The organism is Sphingomonas sp. GW821-FHT12D09 (genome assembly GCF_058807215.1).
Genome location: NZ_JBXAQL010000004.1, coordinates 461,810 through 477,914 on the forward strand (window position 1 = coordinate 461,810; position 16,105 = coordinate 477,914).

Sequence of the window (16,105 nt, forward strand, 5' to 3'; positions counted from 1 at the left end):
ACTTGACGCGTTCTTCGCCGCAGTGGGAATTAGCACCGCCGATTACGAACACGGCAGTAGCAAGCGGATTTATGCCGTCGATGTGCTAAAGCACCGGTCAGAAGCCGAAATCCTAAAGATTGCCGCTGAATTAGAGCTTGTCAGCAACGGTGCAGTCCTGCGCACCAATGATCCCCCAGCGAACTGGAAGGACACGAAGGCATTCCGGCTCTTCATCTCCCATATCAGCGTGGACAAGGCCATCGCCACTCGGCTGAAGGAAGCGCTTGCCCCGCACGAGATCGCGGGATTCGTCGCGCACGAAGACATTCACCCAACGCTGGCGTGGCAAGACGAGATTGAGCGCGCGCTCTACACCATGGGCGCCATGGTTGCAGTGCACACCAAAGGGTTCTCCGCCTCTTTCTGGACCCAACAAGAAATCGGCTTCGCCCTTGGTAGAGGCGTAAAAATCATCTCGTTCAAATACGGGGAAGACCCAACAGGGTTCATCGGGAAACATCAGGCACTGCCTCGCCTTCGGCGAAACGCTGACCAGATAGCCGAAGAGATTAACCGCTTGCTCGCAAACGATCAAAGAACCGCAGAGCGCCTCAAAGACGCTCAAGACGTGTGGCCAGCGTTCTAACGGGCGCTAAGCCATCGCCAACTGCTCTGACATCGCGGCATCTGAAATGGTGGCAAAGAGTATCGCCTACGATTACATCCGCCATCGGCTTGGTGCATTTGCTACATAATGCCGCGCGGGCCGACCACCAGCCGCACCCGGCCATCCTCCAGCGCCACATCGGCCACTGCCTCGATCGTCGCGGGATCATTGGGATAGGTGCCGACATAGATACGGTAATCGGGATGATCGAAGCGGGCGAGCGCAGCGCGCAGCATCGGGCCGATCACCGCCGACTCATCCCAGGCCGGCACGAACACCGCGATCCGCCCCGGTGGCACCGCCCCCCCCAGCGCAGGCATGGGCGCACGACGCCCACCCATCCGCCGCACGATGTAGATCAGGTCCACCAGCAGGTCGTCGAGCCCGCCGACGACGAACCAGAGCGCGGCGAACAGCGTCGCCTCGCGCGCAACCGCGTCGAGCGCGGCGATCAGCGCCTCCCCTGCCGGCACCGCATTCCCTCCGATTCGGACAGGCAATTAAGCCGTGCCGCCGACGGAACGATCAAGCAGGATCGTGCATTTCGCTCCGAAACGGAGGCGGTTAATTCGTCGCTGGCACTCCTACCGGGCCCCAGCTATCGTGCGCGCCGCTGCCCAGGGGAGGTTGCTCAATGAAGCTCGTTGCACGGCTAGGCGTTTTGGCTCTCGTCCTGGCGCCCATCGGGGCAGTCACGGCATTCGGCGACAATAGTCCTCAGGTCGAGATGGCGACGCCCGGCGTCGGGGACGGCGCAATCGAGCGCTTCACTGCCCGCTTCAACGTGGCGATGGTCCCGCTGGGCGATCCGCGCGCCGAATCGCCGTTCAAGGTCGAATGCCCGGTCGGCGGCCAGGGCCGCTGGGTCGACCAACAGACCTTCGTCCATGAATTCGCCAGCCCGCTCCCCGGCGGCGTCACCTGCAAGTTCGTGCTGCGCGACGGGCTGAAGAGCCTGTCGGGCTATGCGCTGCAGGGCCAGAAGGAATTCAGCGTCGATTCGGGCGGGCCGATCGCCCGCGCCGTGCTTCCCAACCGCTATGGCAGCGAGATCGAGGAGGACCAGGTCTTCGTCGTCGCGGCGAACCTCGCGCCCGATCCCGCCTCGGTCGGCGCCAATGCCTATTGCGCAGTCGATGGCCTGGGCGAGAAGATCCCGGTCGATGTGCTGCCGGCCGACACCGCGCCCAAGCTGCTCGCCGATCTCGGCACCGATCGCTGGGAAGTGCAGAGCTTCCTCACCGAGGCCGGGCTCCCCCAGGCGCTGCCCGCCAAGCCCGAGGATCGCGCCAAGTCGCTCGCCAGCGTCGTCGCGGTGAAGTGCCGCCGTCCGCTGCCCGCCGGGCGCGACATGGCTTTGGTGTGGGGCAAGGACATCAAGAGCGCCTCGGGCCGCGCCGCCGGCACCGACCAGCGCTTCGACTTCACCGTCCGCAAGGAATTCACCGCCCGCTTCGAATGCTCGCGCGTCAATCCGACGGCGGGCTGCAGCCCCGTTCAGGACGCCTGGGTGCGCTTCTCGGCACCGATCCCCAAGGCCCAGGCCCAGGCCGTGCGCATCAAGACGGCGGACGGCAAGGAACTGGCGCCGATCTTCGGCGACGACGACAAGAACAAGGCGACCGTATCCGACCTGAAGTTCAAGGCGCCGCTCCCGGCCGAGACCACCGCCAAGGTCGTCTTCCCCGCCGATGTGAAGGACGAGAGCGGCCGCGCACTTTCCAATGCCACGCACTTCCCGCTCGACGTGAAGTTCGACGCGCCCCCGCCGCTGGTGAAGTTCGCCGGCAATTTCGGCATTCTCGAAGCCAAGGAAGGCGGCGTCCTTCCGGTCTCGGTCCGCAATGTCGAACCCGATCTCCAGGGCAGCCAGATGGCGGTGAACGGCCAGAGCCTGAAGGTCGAGGGCGGTGACGGCGAGATCGCCAAATGGTTCCGCGCGCTCGCCGACGCGGCCGAGGACAAGTCCGACGAAGTGACGCGCGGCAAGGAAACCGTGCGGATCAACCAGACCGGCGCCAAGCCCTTGCTCACCCCCGCCACCGGCAAGCCGTTCAAGGTCGGCCTCTCCGGCAAGGGCAAGGATTTCGAGGTGGTCGGCATCCCGCTCAGCCAGCCCGGCTTCTACATCGTCGAGCTCGCCAGCCCGCGGCTCGGCGAGGCGCTGCTTGGCCGCAAGGCGCCGCGCTATGTCGCCACCGGCGCGCTCGTCACCAACATGAGCGTCCATTTCAAATGGGGCCGCGACCAGTCGCTGGTCTGGGTGACGGCGCTCGACAGCGGCCAGGGCGTGGGCGATGCCGAAGTGCGCGTCACCGACAGCTGCACCGGCCAGTTGCTCGCCAAGGGCAAGACCGACGCCTCAGGCCGCCTCGGCGTCCCCGCCGGCCTTCCCGCGCCCGAGACCTATACGAGCTGCGACAATGATTCGAGCCCGCTGATGATCTCGGCACGCAAGGCCGACGACTTCAGCTTCACGCTCACCCAATGGGGCGAGGGCATCCGTCCGTACGACTTCGACTTGAACTATGGCTGGTCGGCGCCGGAGCAGAAATTCCACACCGTGTTCGACCGCTCGCTCGTCCGCCAGGGCGAGACGATCCACATGAAGCACATCGTGCGTACGCCGGTGGCGACCGGCTTCGGCGCGTCGCCGGCCTTCAACGGCACGCTGCGCCTCAGCCATCGCGGCTCGGACACGCAATATGACCTGCCGCTCGCGATCGACGCCAATGGTGTCGGCGAAACCGAATGGACCGCGCCGCAGGGCGCCAAGATGGGCGACTACGACCTGACCGTCCTCGCCAAGGATGCCGAGGGCAAGGACAAGACGATCTGGACCGGCCAGTCGTTCAAGGTCGACGAGTACAAGCTGCCGACGATGAAGGCATCGGTCGCCGGGCCCAAGGACGCAGCGGTGCGCCCGAGCGCGCTGCCGCTCGACCTGTTCGTCGGCTATCTCTCGGGCGGTGGCGCCGCGAACCTGCCGGTCGAGACGCGCATCGGCTATTTCGGCGACTTCCCGACGCCCGACGGCTATGACGGCTACAGCTTCGGCGGCAAGGCGATGACCGAAGGCACCAAGCCGATGGACGGCGAGGGCGAGGACGAGAAGGTCGACCTGCCGCCGACCCAGACGCTCCCCGCCAATCTCGGCGCGGACGGCACCACCCGGCTCAACGCCGAAGTGCCGCAGACGCTCGAGCAGAACACGACGATGCTGGTCGAGATGGACTATCAGGACGCCAACGGCCAGATCCTGACTTCGTCGCGGCGCATCCCGATCTACACCTCCGCGGTGCAGCTCGGCATCAAGAGCGACGGCTGGCTGATGAAGCAGGACGATCTGCGCCTGCGCTTCGTCGCGCTCGACACCGCGGGCAAGCCGCTCGCCAACCAGGCGGTCTCGGTCGAGCTCTACAGCCGCGAGATCCTGACGGCGCGGCGGCGGCTGATCGGCGGCTTCTACGCCTATGACAACCAGATGAAGACGACCAAGCTAGGCGCGACCTGCTCGGCGACCACCGATGCCCAGGGCATGGCGAGCTGCCAGCTGAACCCGGGCGTGTCGGGCGAAGTCTATGCGGTGGCGACGACCAAGGACGCCAACGGCAATGTCGCGCGCGCGACCAAGTCGGTCTGGCTGGTCGGCGATGACGACTGGTGGTTCGGCGGCGACAATGGCGACCGCATGGACGTCATCCCCGAGAAGATGGAATACAAGGCGGGCGAAACCGCCAAGTTCCAGGTCCGCATGCCCTTCCGCGACGCGACCGCGCTGGTCACCGTCGAGCGCGAAGGCGTGCTCTCGAGCTTCGTCGTCGGCCTGAGCGGCAAGGATCCGGTGATCGAAGTGCCGATGCCCGCCGATTACGCGCCGGACGTGTTCGTATCGGTGATGGCGGTACGCGGACGCGTGTCGGGCTGGCAGAACTGGCGATCGAACATGGCGCGCGACTGGGGTGCGCCCTGGTCGAAGGACGGCGGCGAGCCTACCGCGACCGTCGATCTCGCCAAGCCCGCCTATCGCCTGGGCATCGCCAAGGTGAAGGTCGGCTGGGAAGGCCATAAGCTCGACGTGGCGGTGAAGGCCGACAAGGCGAGCTATGCCGCGCGCGACAATGCGAATGTCGATGTCACGGTGAAGACGCCCGACGGCAAGCCGGCGGCCAGCGCCGACGTCGCCTTCGTCGCGGTGGACGAGGCGCTGCTCCAGCTTGCCCCGAACGAGAGCTGGGACCTGCTCACCGCGATGATGGGCGACCGCCCGATCTCGGTGCTCACTTCGACCGCGCAGACCCAAGTGGTCGGCAAGCGCCACTACGGCAAGAAGGCCGTCGAGGCCGGCGGCGGTGGCGGCGGCGGGGATCTCTCCGGGCTCAATCGCGAGAATTTCCAGCCGGTGCTGCTGTGGAAGGGCAAGGTCGCACTCGATGCGAACGGGCACGCGAAAGTGCAGGTGCCGCTCAACGACGCGCTGACTTCGTTCAAGCTCGTCGCGGTCGCCACGTCGGGCCCGCAGCTGTTCGGCACCGGCATGGCGAGCATCCGCTCGTCGCAGGACCTGACCATCTATGCGGGCGTGCCGCAGCTGGTGCGCACCGGCGACCAATATGGCGCGATGTTCACGCTCAGGAACGGCTCGAACAAGCCGATGAAGGTGACGGCGACCGTCACGCTGAGCCCGGCCTACGCCACCGGCAAGCCGCTCACCGTTGACATCCCGGCGGGCGGCGCCGCGCCGGTGGTGTGGAACCTCACTGCCCCGCCGCGTGACGGACGCCTGAGCTGGACGGTCAGCGCCAAGACCGCCGACGGCAAGTCGGTGGACAAGGTCACCGTCGCCCAGTCGGTCATCCCCGCCGTGCCGGTCGAGACCTGGGCGGCGACGCTCGGCCGGGTCGGTACCGGCACGCAGTTCGCGATCGCTCCGCCGGCAGGCGCGCTGCCCGGCTTCGGCGCAGTCGAAGTGAGCCTGACCGACAGCCTCGCCCCGCCGCTTTCCGGCGTACGCGATTACATGTCCGCCTATCCGTATAACTGCCTCGAACAGCGCACCTCGCGCGCGATCGCGCTGGGTGACACGGGGATGTGGAACCTGATCGCCAGCGACATCCCCGCCTATCAGGATGGCGAGGGCCTGCTGCGCTACTGGCCGGGCGACTGGCCCGGCTCGGAAGCGCTGACGGCCTATATCCTCTCGGCCAGTGCGGAAGCCGGGCTTCCGCTGCCGGAGGGCCCCAAGGCCAAGATGCTCGATGCGATGAAGGCCGTGCTCGACGGCCGCCTGCGCCACGAGGATTATGGCGATGTCCGCCTGCAGCGCGTCGCCGCCTTCACTGCGCTGGCGCGGCAGGGCGCGGCGAATTCGGCGATGCTCGGCCAGATCGGCATGACTCCGGCCGAGATGCCCACCGCGACCCTCTCCGACTATGCGATCGCGCTGGGCAAGGTGCAGGGACTCGCCAATGGCGCGCAGCTGCGCATCGATGCCGAGAAGGTACTGCGCACTCGCCTGGTCTATGAAGGCACCCGCGTCGATCTGTCGGACAAGGGCAGCATGGCCTGGTGGCTGATGTCGTCGGATGACGAAGCCGCGATCAAGGCGCTGCTCGCCACGCTCGGGCGGCCCGGCTGGGAGAATGACTCGGCCAAGCTGATGGTCGGCATCGCGTCGCGCCAGCAGCGCGGCCATTGGGACACGACCACGGCCAATGCCTGGGGCTCGATCCTCGCGCGGCGCTTCACCAGCCTCTATCCGGCCGAGGCGATCGCGGGGGTGACCACCGCCAGCTTCGGCAGCGCCAGCCCGCTGAGCCTCAACTGGCCGCTCGCCGAGCCGCAGCGCCAGTTCAGCTTCCCGCTGCCGGCACAGACCACGCCGCTGGTGATGAGCCAGGCAGGCGGTGCCGGGCCTTGGGCGTTCGTGCGGGTCAAGGCGGCGGTGCCGCTCACCCAGCCGCTGATGGCCGGCTACAAGGCAACCAAGAAGGTCGAGGCGGTCAAGCAGGCCGTGCCCGGCAGCTGGTCGCGCGGCGACGTCGTCAAGGTGACGATCAGCGTCGAGGCTTCGGCCGAGCGCAACTGGGTGGTGGTCAACGATCCGGTGCCCGCGGGCGCGACGATCGTCGGCAATCTCGGCGGCCAGTCCGAAATGCTCGCTGCCAAGGCGGACAGCAGCGAAGGCGTTACCCCCAGCTATATCGAGCGCGGCAATGACAGCTGGCGCGCGTTCTATGGCTGGGTGCCGCGCGGCAGCTTCACCATATCCTACGTGATGCGGCTCGATGCGGCGGGCAAGTTCAACCTGCCGGCGACGCGAGTCGAGGCCATGTACTCGCCCGAGATCCGCGCGCAGCTGCCCAATGCCGTGATGACCGTGGCGCAGCGGTGACGGCGAAGGAGGCGCTTACAAGCTTCCTCGCCTTCGCCCGCCGCTGGACGAAGCGCATCGACGATGCGCCCGACGCGGTGCGTACCTGGGCAGGGGGCGAGCGTGCGAAATGGCGGGAGAAGGGCTGGCGCGGCGTTATCACGCCGGCGCGGATGGCCGGCACGATCCTCACCCTTGCGTTTGCCTTCACGGCCAGCTTCTGGTGGGTGACGCGTCCGCCGGCGCTGCCGGATTACGCGTCGGTCCGCGCCGGCTGGCATCCATCCGAGGCTTGGCTCTACGACCGCCACGGCGTGCTGATCGATTCCAGCCGCGTCGATTACCAGGCGCGCCGCCTCGCCTGGACGAAGCTCGAGGACGTGTCCCCGGTCGCGCGCGACATATTGGTCGCCGCCGAGGACCGGCGCTTCCGCGACCATGGGGGCGTCGACTGGATGGCGCTGACCGGTGCTGCGCGCGACCGGTTCGAGGGCAAGCGCGGACGCGGCGCCTCGACGCTGTCGATGCAGGTCGCCGCCTATCTCGCGCCCGATCTCTCCGCGCCGGGCAGCCGCGGGTTCCGCGACAAGCTGCGCCAGATGCGCGCCGCCTGGGGCCTGGAGGCGCGCTGGAGCAAGGACCAGATCCTCGAAGCCTATCTCAACCTCGCCGGTTTCCGCGGCGAGGCGCAGGGGATCGGTGCCGCCGCGCTCGGCCTGTTCGGCAAGACCCCCGCGACGCTGACCCGCGACGATGCGCTGCTGCTCGCCGCGCTGCTGCCCAATCCGCAAGCCAATAGTTTCGAAGTCGCGCGCCGTGCCTGTGCGCTTGCCCGTGAGCAGGACTGCACCCGCTTCGCCGGCGCGGCCGCCTCGATGCTTGGCCCCGCCCGCAGCCTCGCGCTCGATCCCGGTCTGGCGCCGCATCTCTCTGCCGCGCTGCTCACCAAGCCCGGTGCGAAGATCGCCACCACGCTCGATGCGAGCATCCAGCGCGTCGCGATCACCGCGCTCAAGCGCCAGCTCCAGGGGCTGGGCGGTAGCCGCGCCCGCGACGGGGCCGTGGTGGTGGTGGACAATGAAAGCGGCGACGTACTCGCCTATGTCGGCGGGATCGGCGGCGAGAGCACTGCGCCTGCGGTCGACGGCGCCTCTGCCTATCGCCAGGCGGGATCGACGCTGAAGCCCTTCCTCTACGCGATGGGCATCGAAAAGGGCTATCTCACCGCCGCCTCGATCCTCGACGATTCGCCCGTCCAGCTCGACACCGCCTCGGGCCTCTATGTGCCGCAGAATTACGACAAGGCGTTCAAGGGTCCGGTCTCCGCACGCATCGCGCTGGCCGGCTCGCTCAACGTGCCGGCGGTGCGCACCTTGCTGCTCACCGGCGTCGACGCGTTCCGCGACCGGCTATGGGACACCGGCTATCGCGGGCTGGTCGAGGACGGCCAATATTATGGCTATTCGCTCGCGCTCGGCTCGGCCGAAGTGACGCTGATGGAGCAGGTCGCCGCCTATCGCAGCCTGGCGCTGGAGGGGCGCTGGTCGCCGCTGCGCGTGACGGTGGACGCGAAGGCCGATGCCCCGCGCCGAACCGCCAGTCCTCAGGCCGCCTGGATCGTCGCCGACATGCTGGCCGATCCCAACGCCCGCGCCGGCACCTTTGGCGTCGATTCGGCGCTGCGCCTGCCCTTCTGGGCCGCAGTGAAGACCGGCACGTCCAAGGCGATGCGCGACAATTGGTGCGTCGGGTTCACCGATCGCTTCACCGTGGGCGTGTGGGTCGGCAATCTCGAGGGCGATCCGATGCGCGCGGTATCGGGCACCAGCGGTGCAGCGCCGGTGTGGCGCGACGTGATGCTCGCGCTGGGCGAGGCCAATCCCGGCAAGGCACCGCCGCGTCCCGAAGGCGTGGAGGAGCGCCGGATTCGCTTCGCCGCCGGCATGGAGCAGCCGCGCCGCGAATATTTCCTGAAAGGCACCGGTTTCGACAACGTCACCTTCGCCCCCGCCGAATCGCGCCGCCCGCGCATCCTCAATCCCGTCGGCGGCAGCGTCTATGCGCTCGATCCGGACATCCCGGTGGACAATCAGCGCCTCGCCATTTCGGTGTCCGGCCGCACGCTCGGCCACCGGCTGATCCTCGACAAGCGCGACCTCGGCACTCCCGATTCGCGGCCCTTGATCCTCGCCCCGCCGGGCAAGCATCGCCTCGCCTTGGTCGATCTCGACGGCAAGGTCATCGACCAGGTGCTGTTCACCATAAGATAGCTGCAAAATAGGTGAATGTTGAGGGACCGAAACGCTACGTCACGCGTTGTTCACACGGTCCCTTCTACCCCTTTCGGGACCGTGCCAAACGGCACCGGCCGCGCTGCCTCAGAACAGCGCGGCCGAAGCCCTTACACTCTCGATGAAAAAGCCCTCAGGCCGCGACTAGGGGCCGTTGCCGCCAGCGCCGCCCGGGCTCGCGCCCGGCGCACCCACGGTGCCGATATTGCCAAACAGGTCCTCGAAGAAGCTGCGCTTGTGGCCCAGCGTCGGCGTCGTCTTGCCATAGGGATCGACCGAAGCGATCAGCTCCTTGCCCATCCGATCGACCGCGACGACGTTGCCGGTCGCGTCGAAGCGGACGCGCAGCGTGGTCTGGTCCTTGGGCTTGAGCCCCTGATAGCCAAGGTTCGAGCTCTGGCGCGAGATATAATACCACTCGCCTTCGTTGAATTGGCTGGTGAAGGTCGGGCGGCCCAGCGTCTGCAGCACCGATTCGCGCGTATCGATGCCGGGCTGCACCGAATCGACCAGTTCCTTGTCGACGATATAGCCCTGGTGCGTGCGCACGGGCACGCAGGCAGTGGTGCCAAGCGCGGCTGCCAGCAGGGCGGCGCCAAGCGCGCGGGCGGGAATCGGCATTAGGATCTCCAGGCAAACGCATACCGGTCCCGCGCATTGCATCGCGGGCCGTTCGCCTCAATATGCGGCAAAATGCGGCCAAACAAGGTCGCGCCCCCAGATTGCAGGACCGAACCGGCACATGCGCTTGCTTCAGCGTTTCTTTAAGGCTCCCGACCGCGGCACCGCGCCGCTCCTCTACGCCGCGATCGTCGCGCGCGGGCGGGAGCCGCACTGGTATGAGGCGGGCGCCGTGCCCGACACGATCGACGGGCGGTTCGACATGATCGCCGCGGTGATCAGCCTGGTCCTGCTCCGCCTCGAACAAGAGCCGGATGCGATCCCGTTCAGCACCCAGCTCACCGAAGTGTTCATCGACGACATGGACGGGCAGCTGCGCCAGATCGGCATCGGCGACATCGTCGTCGGCAAGCATGTCGGCAAGATGATGGGGATGCTCGGCGGCCGGCTGGGCGCCTATCGCGAGGGGCTGGCCACGGACAAGCTCGGCGAGGCGCTGGTCCGCAACCTCTACCGCGGCGCCCCGCCCGCACCGGAGGCGCTGGCCCATGTCGAGGGCGAGCTGCGCAAGCTCCATGCCGGCCTGGCCACGACACCCATCGCCACGCTGGTCGGGGGGACGCTCGCATGATCCAGGTCGAATTCTCCCGCCCCCAGCGGCTCGACTCGATCGGCGCCGGGGACAACAACATCCATATCGAGGCCGAGCCGAACGAGCGCACCGCCCTCGCCTTGCGCTTCGGGCTCAAGGCGATCGACACGCTCAAGGCCAATTACGCGATCCGCCGCGACACGCGCAGCATCATCGCCACCGGACATCTCTCGGCCAAGGTCATTCAGGCCTGCGTGATCACCGACGATCCGGTTCCGGCGGTGATCGAAGAGGATTTCGCGATCCGCTTCCTCCCCGATAGCGAAGGCGATGGCGGCGACGACGAGACCGAGTTGAGCGAGGACGAATGCGACATCGTCTTCTATTCGGGCAGCGCGATCGATCTGGGCGAGGCCGCGGCGGAATCGCTCGCATTGGCGCTCGATCCCTATCCGCGCAGCCCCCGCGCCGAGGCCGCGCTCAAGGATGCCGGGGTGATCAGCGAAGAGGAGGCCAAGCGCCTGGCCGAGGAAAGCGGCCCGTTCGGTGGCTTGGCGGGACTGAGGGACAAGCTCGGCAAGGGCTGAGGCAAGCGCCTCAGGCGTGCCCCACCACCTGCAGGTGCGGCGCGCGGCTGTTCACGAACACTTCCTCGCGCGCGATCGGCGACCAGGGCAGCCAGCGGAACCAGGTGTAGATCGTGCGCCATTCCTCGCCCGCCGGGCGCTGGAGCAGGGTCTTGTAGGGGCGCCTGGCGCGCGGCCAGTAGAACAGGTGCAGCCGCACCGTCCCGTCGACCAGTCCATCCAGCGTGTCGATGAACTTGCTCTCCGCCTCGGCATCGGCATCGAGATGGAATTCCGCGGTGAACCATTCGTTGCGGATCAGCAGCAGGTCGCGCGACCAGACCAGCTTCAGCGCGATGCGCAGGCCATATTGCACCGGCAGCTCCGCCTCCAGGTAATCGGGCCCGGCGTCGGCGCCACGCACCCGCAGGCCGTGGCGCTCGGCAAGCACCGTGAACAGCGCCCTTGCCCGCGCCGCATGCCAGTCACTGAAATCCATGATCCCTTGATGGGGCTGCATGCGCTCCGCCGCAATGGCGGGCGCTATTTGCCCGTCCCGATCCCGCGCGCCAGCATCGCGGCGACTGTCTCGGCGATCGTCTCGGGGTCCACATCTTCCTGCCACACGCTGTAGCGCAGCCCCAGGAACACGTTCATCCCCATGATCGCCCAGGCGTGGATCTCGTTCACGTCGTCGCGCACCTCGCCCCGCTCGGCCGCCGCCTGCAGGCGCCTGGTGATGCGCTCCGCGGTGGTCGCATAATGCATGCGGAAGCTCTCGGGATCGACGAACTCTGCCTCGTCGATGATCCGGTAGATCTCCTTGTGCGAGCGGGCGAAGCGGATGAAGGCGAGCAGCGCCGCCTGCTCCGCCGCGATCTGGCCGCCGGTGGCGCCCTTGATCGCCGGGGCGACATGCTCGCGCACCTGCTCGCTCATGTCGCGCACCAGCGCGCGGAACACGTCGTCCTTCGAATCGAAATAGGTATAGAAGCTGCCCAGCGCGACGCCGGCCCGCCTGGTGATCCCGCTGATCGAACCCTCATGGAAACCCTTGGCGCCGAATTCCTCGGCCGCCGCATCCAGGATCAGGCGCAGCGTCCGCCGGCCGCGGGCCGTGCGCGGCTCCTTGCCCGCGCTGGCCGCTTCGCTGCCCTGCAGGTCCGATGCTGTGGCGTTCATGCCACGGACCCTAGCCATTGCATCTCCCCCTGTCGATCCAAGTTGAAACTTGGTTCATGTTTCAGTATAGCGTCGGGCAACGACGTGCAACCCGCGATCAAAGACGGGTTCGATGAGAGGGGAGTCCTGAATGTCACGCCTGAATTCTGCCCGCGCGATCCTGTTCGCCGGCGCCGCCTTTGCCGCACTCACCGCCGCACCCGCCCTTGCGCAGGATGCCGCCGCTCCGGATACCCAGGCCGCTTCGGCCGGGGACAATGGCGAGATCGTCGTCACGGCGCGCCGCCGCGAGGAAAAGCTGCTCGACGTGCCGACCGCCGTCACCGCGCTCACCTCCGCCCAGCTCGACCAGGCGGGCGCGGTCGACCTGACCGATATCCAGATCGCCTCGCCCAACACCACGCTCAAGGACGCGCGCGGCACCAATTCGACGCTTGCCGCCTTCATCCGCGGCGTCGGCCAGCAAGACCCGGTCCCAGGCTTCGAAGCGGGCATCGGCATCTATCTCGACGACGTCTATCTGAACCGTCCCCAGGCTTCGGTGCTCGATATCTATGATGTCGAGCGGATCGAAGTGCTGCGCGGTCCGCAGGGCACGCTCTACGGCCGCAACACGATCGGCGGCGCGGTCAAGTACGTCACCAAGAAGCTCGGGGATCAGCCGACCCTGTCGGTGAAGGGCAATTACGGTTCGTACAACCAGGCCGATGTGATCGTCAGCGCCTCCACGCCGATCGGCTCGATGTTCAAGTTCGGCATCTCGGGCGCGCGCCTGACGCGCGACGGCTTCGGCGAGAACAAGAATCTCGGCCTCGAGAACTACAACAAGAATGTCTGGGCCGGCCGCGCGACGCTGGAGTTCGAGACGCCCGACGAGAAGATGTCGGTGCGCATCACCGGCGACTATACGCACGACAAGTCGAACGCGCGAAACGGCCACCGCCTGATCCCCGGCCTGCTCACCGGCTCGCCGGTGCTGTCCAATGTCTATGACACCAATGCCGGGCTCAACAGCCCGAAGAACGATGTCGAGGCGGGCGGCATCTCGATGACGATCAACGCCGAGGTCAGCGACCTGATCACGCTGCGCAGCATCAGCGCGTATCGCGAGGACACCTCCTACACACCGATCGATTTCGATGCGACGCCTTCGGTCGATGTCGATGTGCCGGCCTATTACAAGAACAACCAGACCAGCCAGGAATTCCAGGCGCTGATCCACAGCGACAAGCTGAACGGCATCATCGGCTATTATTATCTGGGCGCCAAGGCGACCACCGGCTTCGGCGTGCTGTTGTCGACCACGCTCGCCGGCTTCAACGCCTACACCGCTGGCGATGTGCGCACCGAGACCAGCTCGGTCTATGGCGACTTCACTTATGATTTCACGCCGCAGCTCAGCCTGACGCTCGGCGGCCGCTACACCTGGGATCAGCGCAAGAGCTATGTCTTCAAGGCCAGCTATCTCGGCCTGACCCCGGATTTCGGCGGCACGCCGATCCCGGTCGGCGCGCCTTCAACCAATTTCCGCGGCACCGCCAATTTCAAGCGCTTCACGCCGCGCGCAACGCTCAGCTTCAAGCCGAGCGCGGACCACATGGTCTATGCGTCCTATTCGGAAGGCTTCAAGGGCGGCGGCTTCGATCCGCGCGGCTCGGGCACGTCGGCGCCGAACACCGATGGCGTGCCGGGCATCGGCTATCAGGACATCTACAATTACCTCTCCTTCGATCCGGAGACGGTGAAGAGCTATGAGATCGGCTGGAAGGGCGCCGCGTTCGACCGCCGCCTGACCTGGGCGCTCGACGGCTTCTATTCGGACTATTCCAACGTCCAGATCCCGGGCTCGGTCGGCTGCCTGATCGGCAATGTGCAGAGCTTCTGCGGCATCACGACCAACGCGGCCAAGGCGGATATCAAGGGCGTCGAGCTCGAGACAACCGCCACGCTGGCACGCGGCTTCGCAGGCCCGGGCTCGACTTTCTACTTCCAGGGCGCGCTCGGCTATATCGACGCCAAGTACAAGCGCTTCATCGGGCCGACCGGCGTCGATGTCTCGGCCGTTCGCGTGTTCCAGAACACGCCCGACTGGACGCTGGCGGGCACGCTCGGCGGCGCGCTGCCGCTGGCCGGTGGCGACCTGACCGCTTCGACGACGCTGTCGTATCGCGGCCTGACCCACCAGTTCGAGACGGCCAGCCCGTTCCTCGACCAGCCCAGCTACACGCTGCTCGATGCCCACCTTGTCTACACCTTTGGCGACGGGCGTTACTCGATCGGCGTCCACGGCAAGAACCTGACCAACGAGCAGTACAAGACCGCCGGCTACCAGTATATCAAGACGGACATCGCCGGCACGCCGCTCACCGCGGCCAATGTGCCGATCACCAACGGTACCGGCTATGTGCCCACACTGGGCAAGGAAGGCGTCGCAACTGCCTTTTACGGCAACCCGCGCCAGATCTTCGCGTCGTTCAGTCTCAAATTCTGAGTACGCTGCACTGCACCTAACTCCCGGAGCCGGGCGTCCCTTGACGTCCGGCTCTTTTGATGTCGAGGTATGGCCATGAACGCTCCCGCTGCATCCCCCGCGAGCCGCCCCGGCTACCCTGGCATTGTGCTGGCCATGCTGCTGCTGGTCTACACGTTCAACTTCCTCGACCGGCAGATCCTGGGCATCCTGGCGAAGCCGATCATGGAAGAGCTGAAGCTCAGCGATGCCCAGTTCGGCTTGCTGGCCGGCCCGGCGTTCGCGCTGCTCTATTCGGTGCTCGGCGTGCCGCTCGCGCTGCTGGCCGACCGCACCAGCCGCAGCGCGGTGATCGCCGCGTCGCTGGCGGTGTGGAGCGGTTTCACCGCATTGTGCGGCACGGTGTCGGGCTTCGGCCAGCTGTTCGTCTACCGCGTCGGCGTCGGTGTCGGCGAGGCGGGAGGCGTCGCGCCTTCCTATGCGCTGATCTCCGATTACTTCCCGCCCGAGCGCCGCGCCCGCGCGCTCGCCATCTATTCGCTCGGCATCCCCATCGGGCTCGCCGGCGGCACGCTGATCGGCGCCTATATCGCCGCCTGGATCGATTGGCGGATGGCCTTCGTCGTCATCGGCGTCGCCGGCATCCTCCTCGCGCCAGTGTTCAAGCTCGTCGTGCGCGATGCGCCGCGGCCCGCGCAGACCACGCGGACGCGGGCACCGCTCTCGGCCGTGTTCCCGCTTCTCGCGCGCAAGCCGGGCTTCTGGCTGATGGCCTTCGGTGCCGGGTGCAGTTCGCTGTGCGGCTATGGCCTGGCCGCCTGGGTGCCGACGGTGCTGATCCGCAGCTTCGGCTTCGATCTCGTAACCATGGCCAATTTCATGGCCTCGCTGCTGCTGATCGGCGGCACCGCCGGTGTTTTCGCCGGCGGCTGGTTCGCGGATCGGCTCGGCAAGGGCGATCGTGCCTGGTATGCGCGGCTGCCGGCGATCGCCTGGTTTATCACGGCGCCGCTCTTCGCACTCGGCCTGCTCAGTTCCGATCCTCGCATGGCTTGGGCGCTGCTGCTCATCCCCAACGGCCTCAACATCCTCTGGCTCGGACCGGTGACCACCGCCGTGCAGCACATGGTGCCGCCGCATATGCGCGCCACGGCATCCGCCAGCTTCCTGCTGATCAACAACCTTATCGGGCTGGGCGTAGGCCCCTATCTGATCGGCTTCCTCTCGGTGCAGCTCAAGGCCAGCCATGGCATCGATGCGCTACGCTATGGCGCAGTGTTCTGTCTGGGCTTCTATGTGCTCGCCGGCATCCTCGCGCTGCTCGCCGCGCGGCACGTGCGCAAGGGCTGGATCGACTAGGT

At 66.9% G+C, this 16,105-nt stretch carries 10 protein-coding genes and 1 pseudogene; 7 read left to right on the plus strand and 4 right to left on the minus strand.

Annotated elements, in window-relative coordinates; all coding sequences use genetic code 11:
• Positions 1-271: 271 nt before the first annotated feature.
• Positions 272-628 (plus strand): annotated as a pseudogene (locus AC1RPL_RS19490) (toll/interleukin-1 receptor domain-containing protein); the annotation flags it as partial.
• Positions 629-729: 101 nt separating this feature from the next.
• Here the strand turns inward: AC1RPL_RS19490 and AC1RPL_RS19495 are convergent.
• The gene (locus AC1RPL_RS19495) at positions 730-1,122 is read right to left on the minus strand and encodes a glycosyltransferase (RefSeq protein WP_493071730.1); all 393 of its coding nucleotides are present in this window, start codon (positions 1,120-1,122) and stop codon (positions 730-732) included.
• Positions 1,123-1,283: 161 nt separating this feature from the next.
• Here AC1RPL_RS19495 and AC1RPL_RS19500 point away from each other — a divergent pair, with 161 nt between their 5' ends.
• Positions 1,284-7,043 (plus strand): alpha-2-macroglobulin family protein, encoded by a 5,760-nt coding sequence (locus tag AC1RPL_RS19500; RefSeq protein WP_493071731.1) that lies wholly within the window; start codon positions 1,284-1,286, stop codon positions 7,041-7,043.
• A 152-nt stretch (positions 7,044-7,195) separates the two neighbouring features.
• Complete coding sequence (gene pbpC, locus AC1RPL_RS19505; RefSeq protein WP_493071823.1) at positions 7,196-9,292, plus strand: penicillin-binding protein 1C; 2,097 nt, start codon at positions 7,196-7,198, stop codon at positions 9,290-9,292.
• A 165-nt stretch (positions 9,293-9,457) separates the two neighbouring features.
• On the opposite strand, the gene AC1RPL_RS19510 is transcribed toward pbpC, so the two are convergent.
• Positions 9,458-9,934 carry an outer membrane protein assembly factor BamE gene (locus tag AC1RPL_RS19510; RefSeq protein WP_493071732.1) on the minus strand — a complete coding sequence of 159 codons (477 nt, stop codon included), beginning with the start codon at positions 9,932-9,934 and terminating at the stop codon, positions 9,458-9,460.
• A 121-nt stretch (positions 9,935-10,055) separates the two neighbouring features.
• Here AC1RPL_RS19510 and AC1RPL_RS19515 point away from each other — a divergent pair, with 121 nt between their 5' ends.
• Positions 10,056-10,565 carry a ubiquinol-cytochrome C chaperone family protein gene (locus AC1RPL_RS19515; protein WP_493071734.1) on the plus strand — a complete coding sequence of 170 codons (510 nt, stop codon included), beginning with the start codon at positions 10,056-10,058 and terminating at the stop codon, positions 10,563-10,565.
• Positions 10,562-11,113 carry a YceD family protein gene (locus AC1RPL_RS19520; protein ID WP_493071736.1) on the plus strand — a complete coding sequence of 184 codons (552 nt, stop codon included), beginning with the start codon at positions 10,562-10,564 and terminating at the stop codon, positions 11,111-11,113. The genes AC1RPL_RS19515 and AC1RPL_RS19520 overlap by 4 nt, the downstream gene beginning before the upstream one ends.
• 10 nt (positions 11,114-11,123) lie before the next feature.
• Here the strand turns inward: AC1RPL_RS19520 and AC1RPL_RS19525 are convergent, their stop codons facing one another.
• The gene (locus tag AC1RPL_RS19525) at positions 11,124-11,591 is read right to left on the minus strand and encodes a hypothetical protein (RefSeq protein ID WP_493071737.1); all 468 of its coding nucleotides are present in this window, start codon (positions 11,589-11,591) and stop codon (positions 11,124-11,126) included.
• Positions 11,592-11,635: 44 nt separating this feature from the next.
• Positions 11,636-12,274, minus strand: coding sequence for a TetR/AcrR family transcriptional regulator (locus tag AC1RPL_RS19530; RefSeq protein WP_493071739.1), 639 nt, complete (start codon positions 12,272-12,274; stop codon positions 11,636-11,638).
• A 130-nt stretch (positions 12,275-12,404) separates the two neighbouring features.
• On the opposite strand from AC1RPL_RS19530, the gene AC1RPL_RS19535 reads away from it, so the two are divergent.
• A complete protein-coding gene (locus AC1RPL_RS19535; protein ID WP_493071741.1) occupies positions 12,405-14,765 on the plus strand; it encodes a TonB-dependent receptor in 2,361 nt (786 codons plus the stop codon).
• A 75-nt stretch (positions 14,766-14,840) separates the two neighbouring features.
• Positions 14,841-16,103: a spinster family MFS transporter gene (locus tag AC1RPL_RS19540; protein WP_493071742.1), complete on the plus strand. Its 1,263-nt coding sequence runs from the start codon at positions 14,841-14,843 to the stop codon at positions 16,101-16,103.
• Positions 16,104-16,105 lie beyond the last annotated feature (2 nt).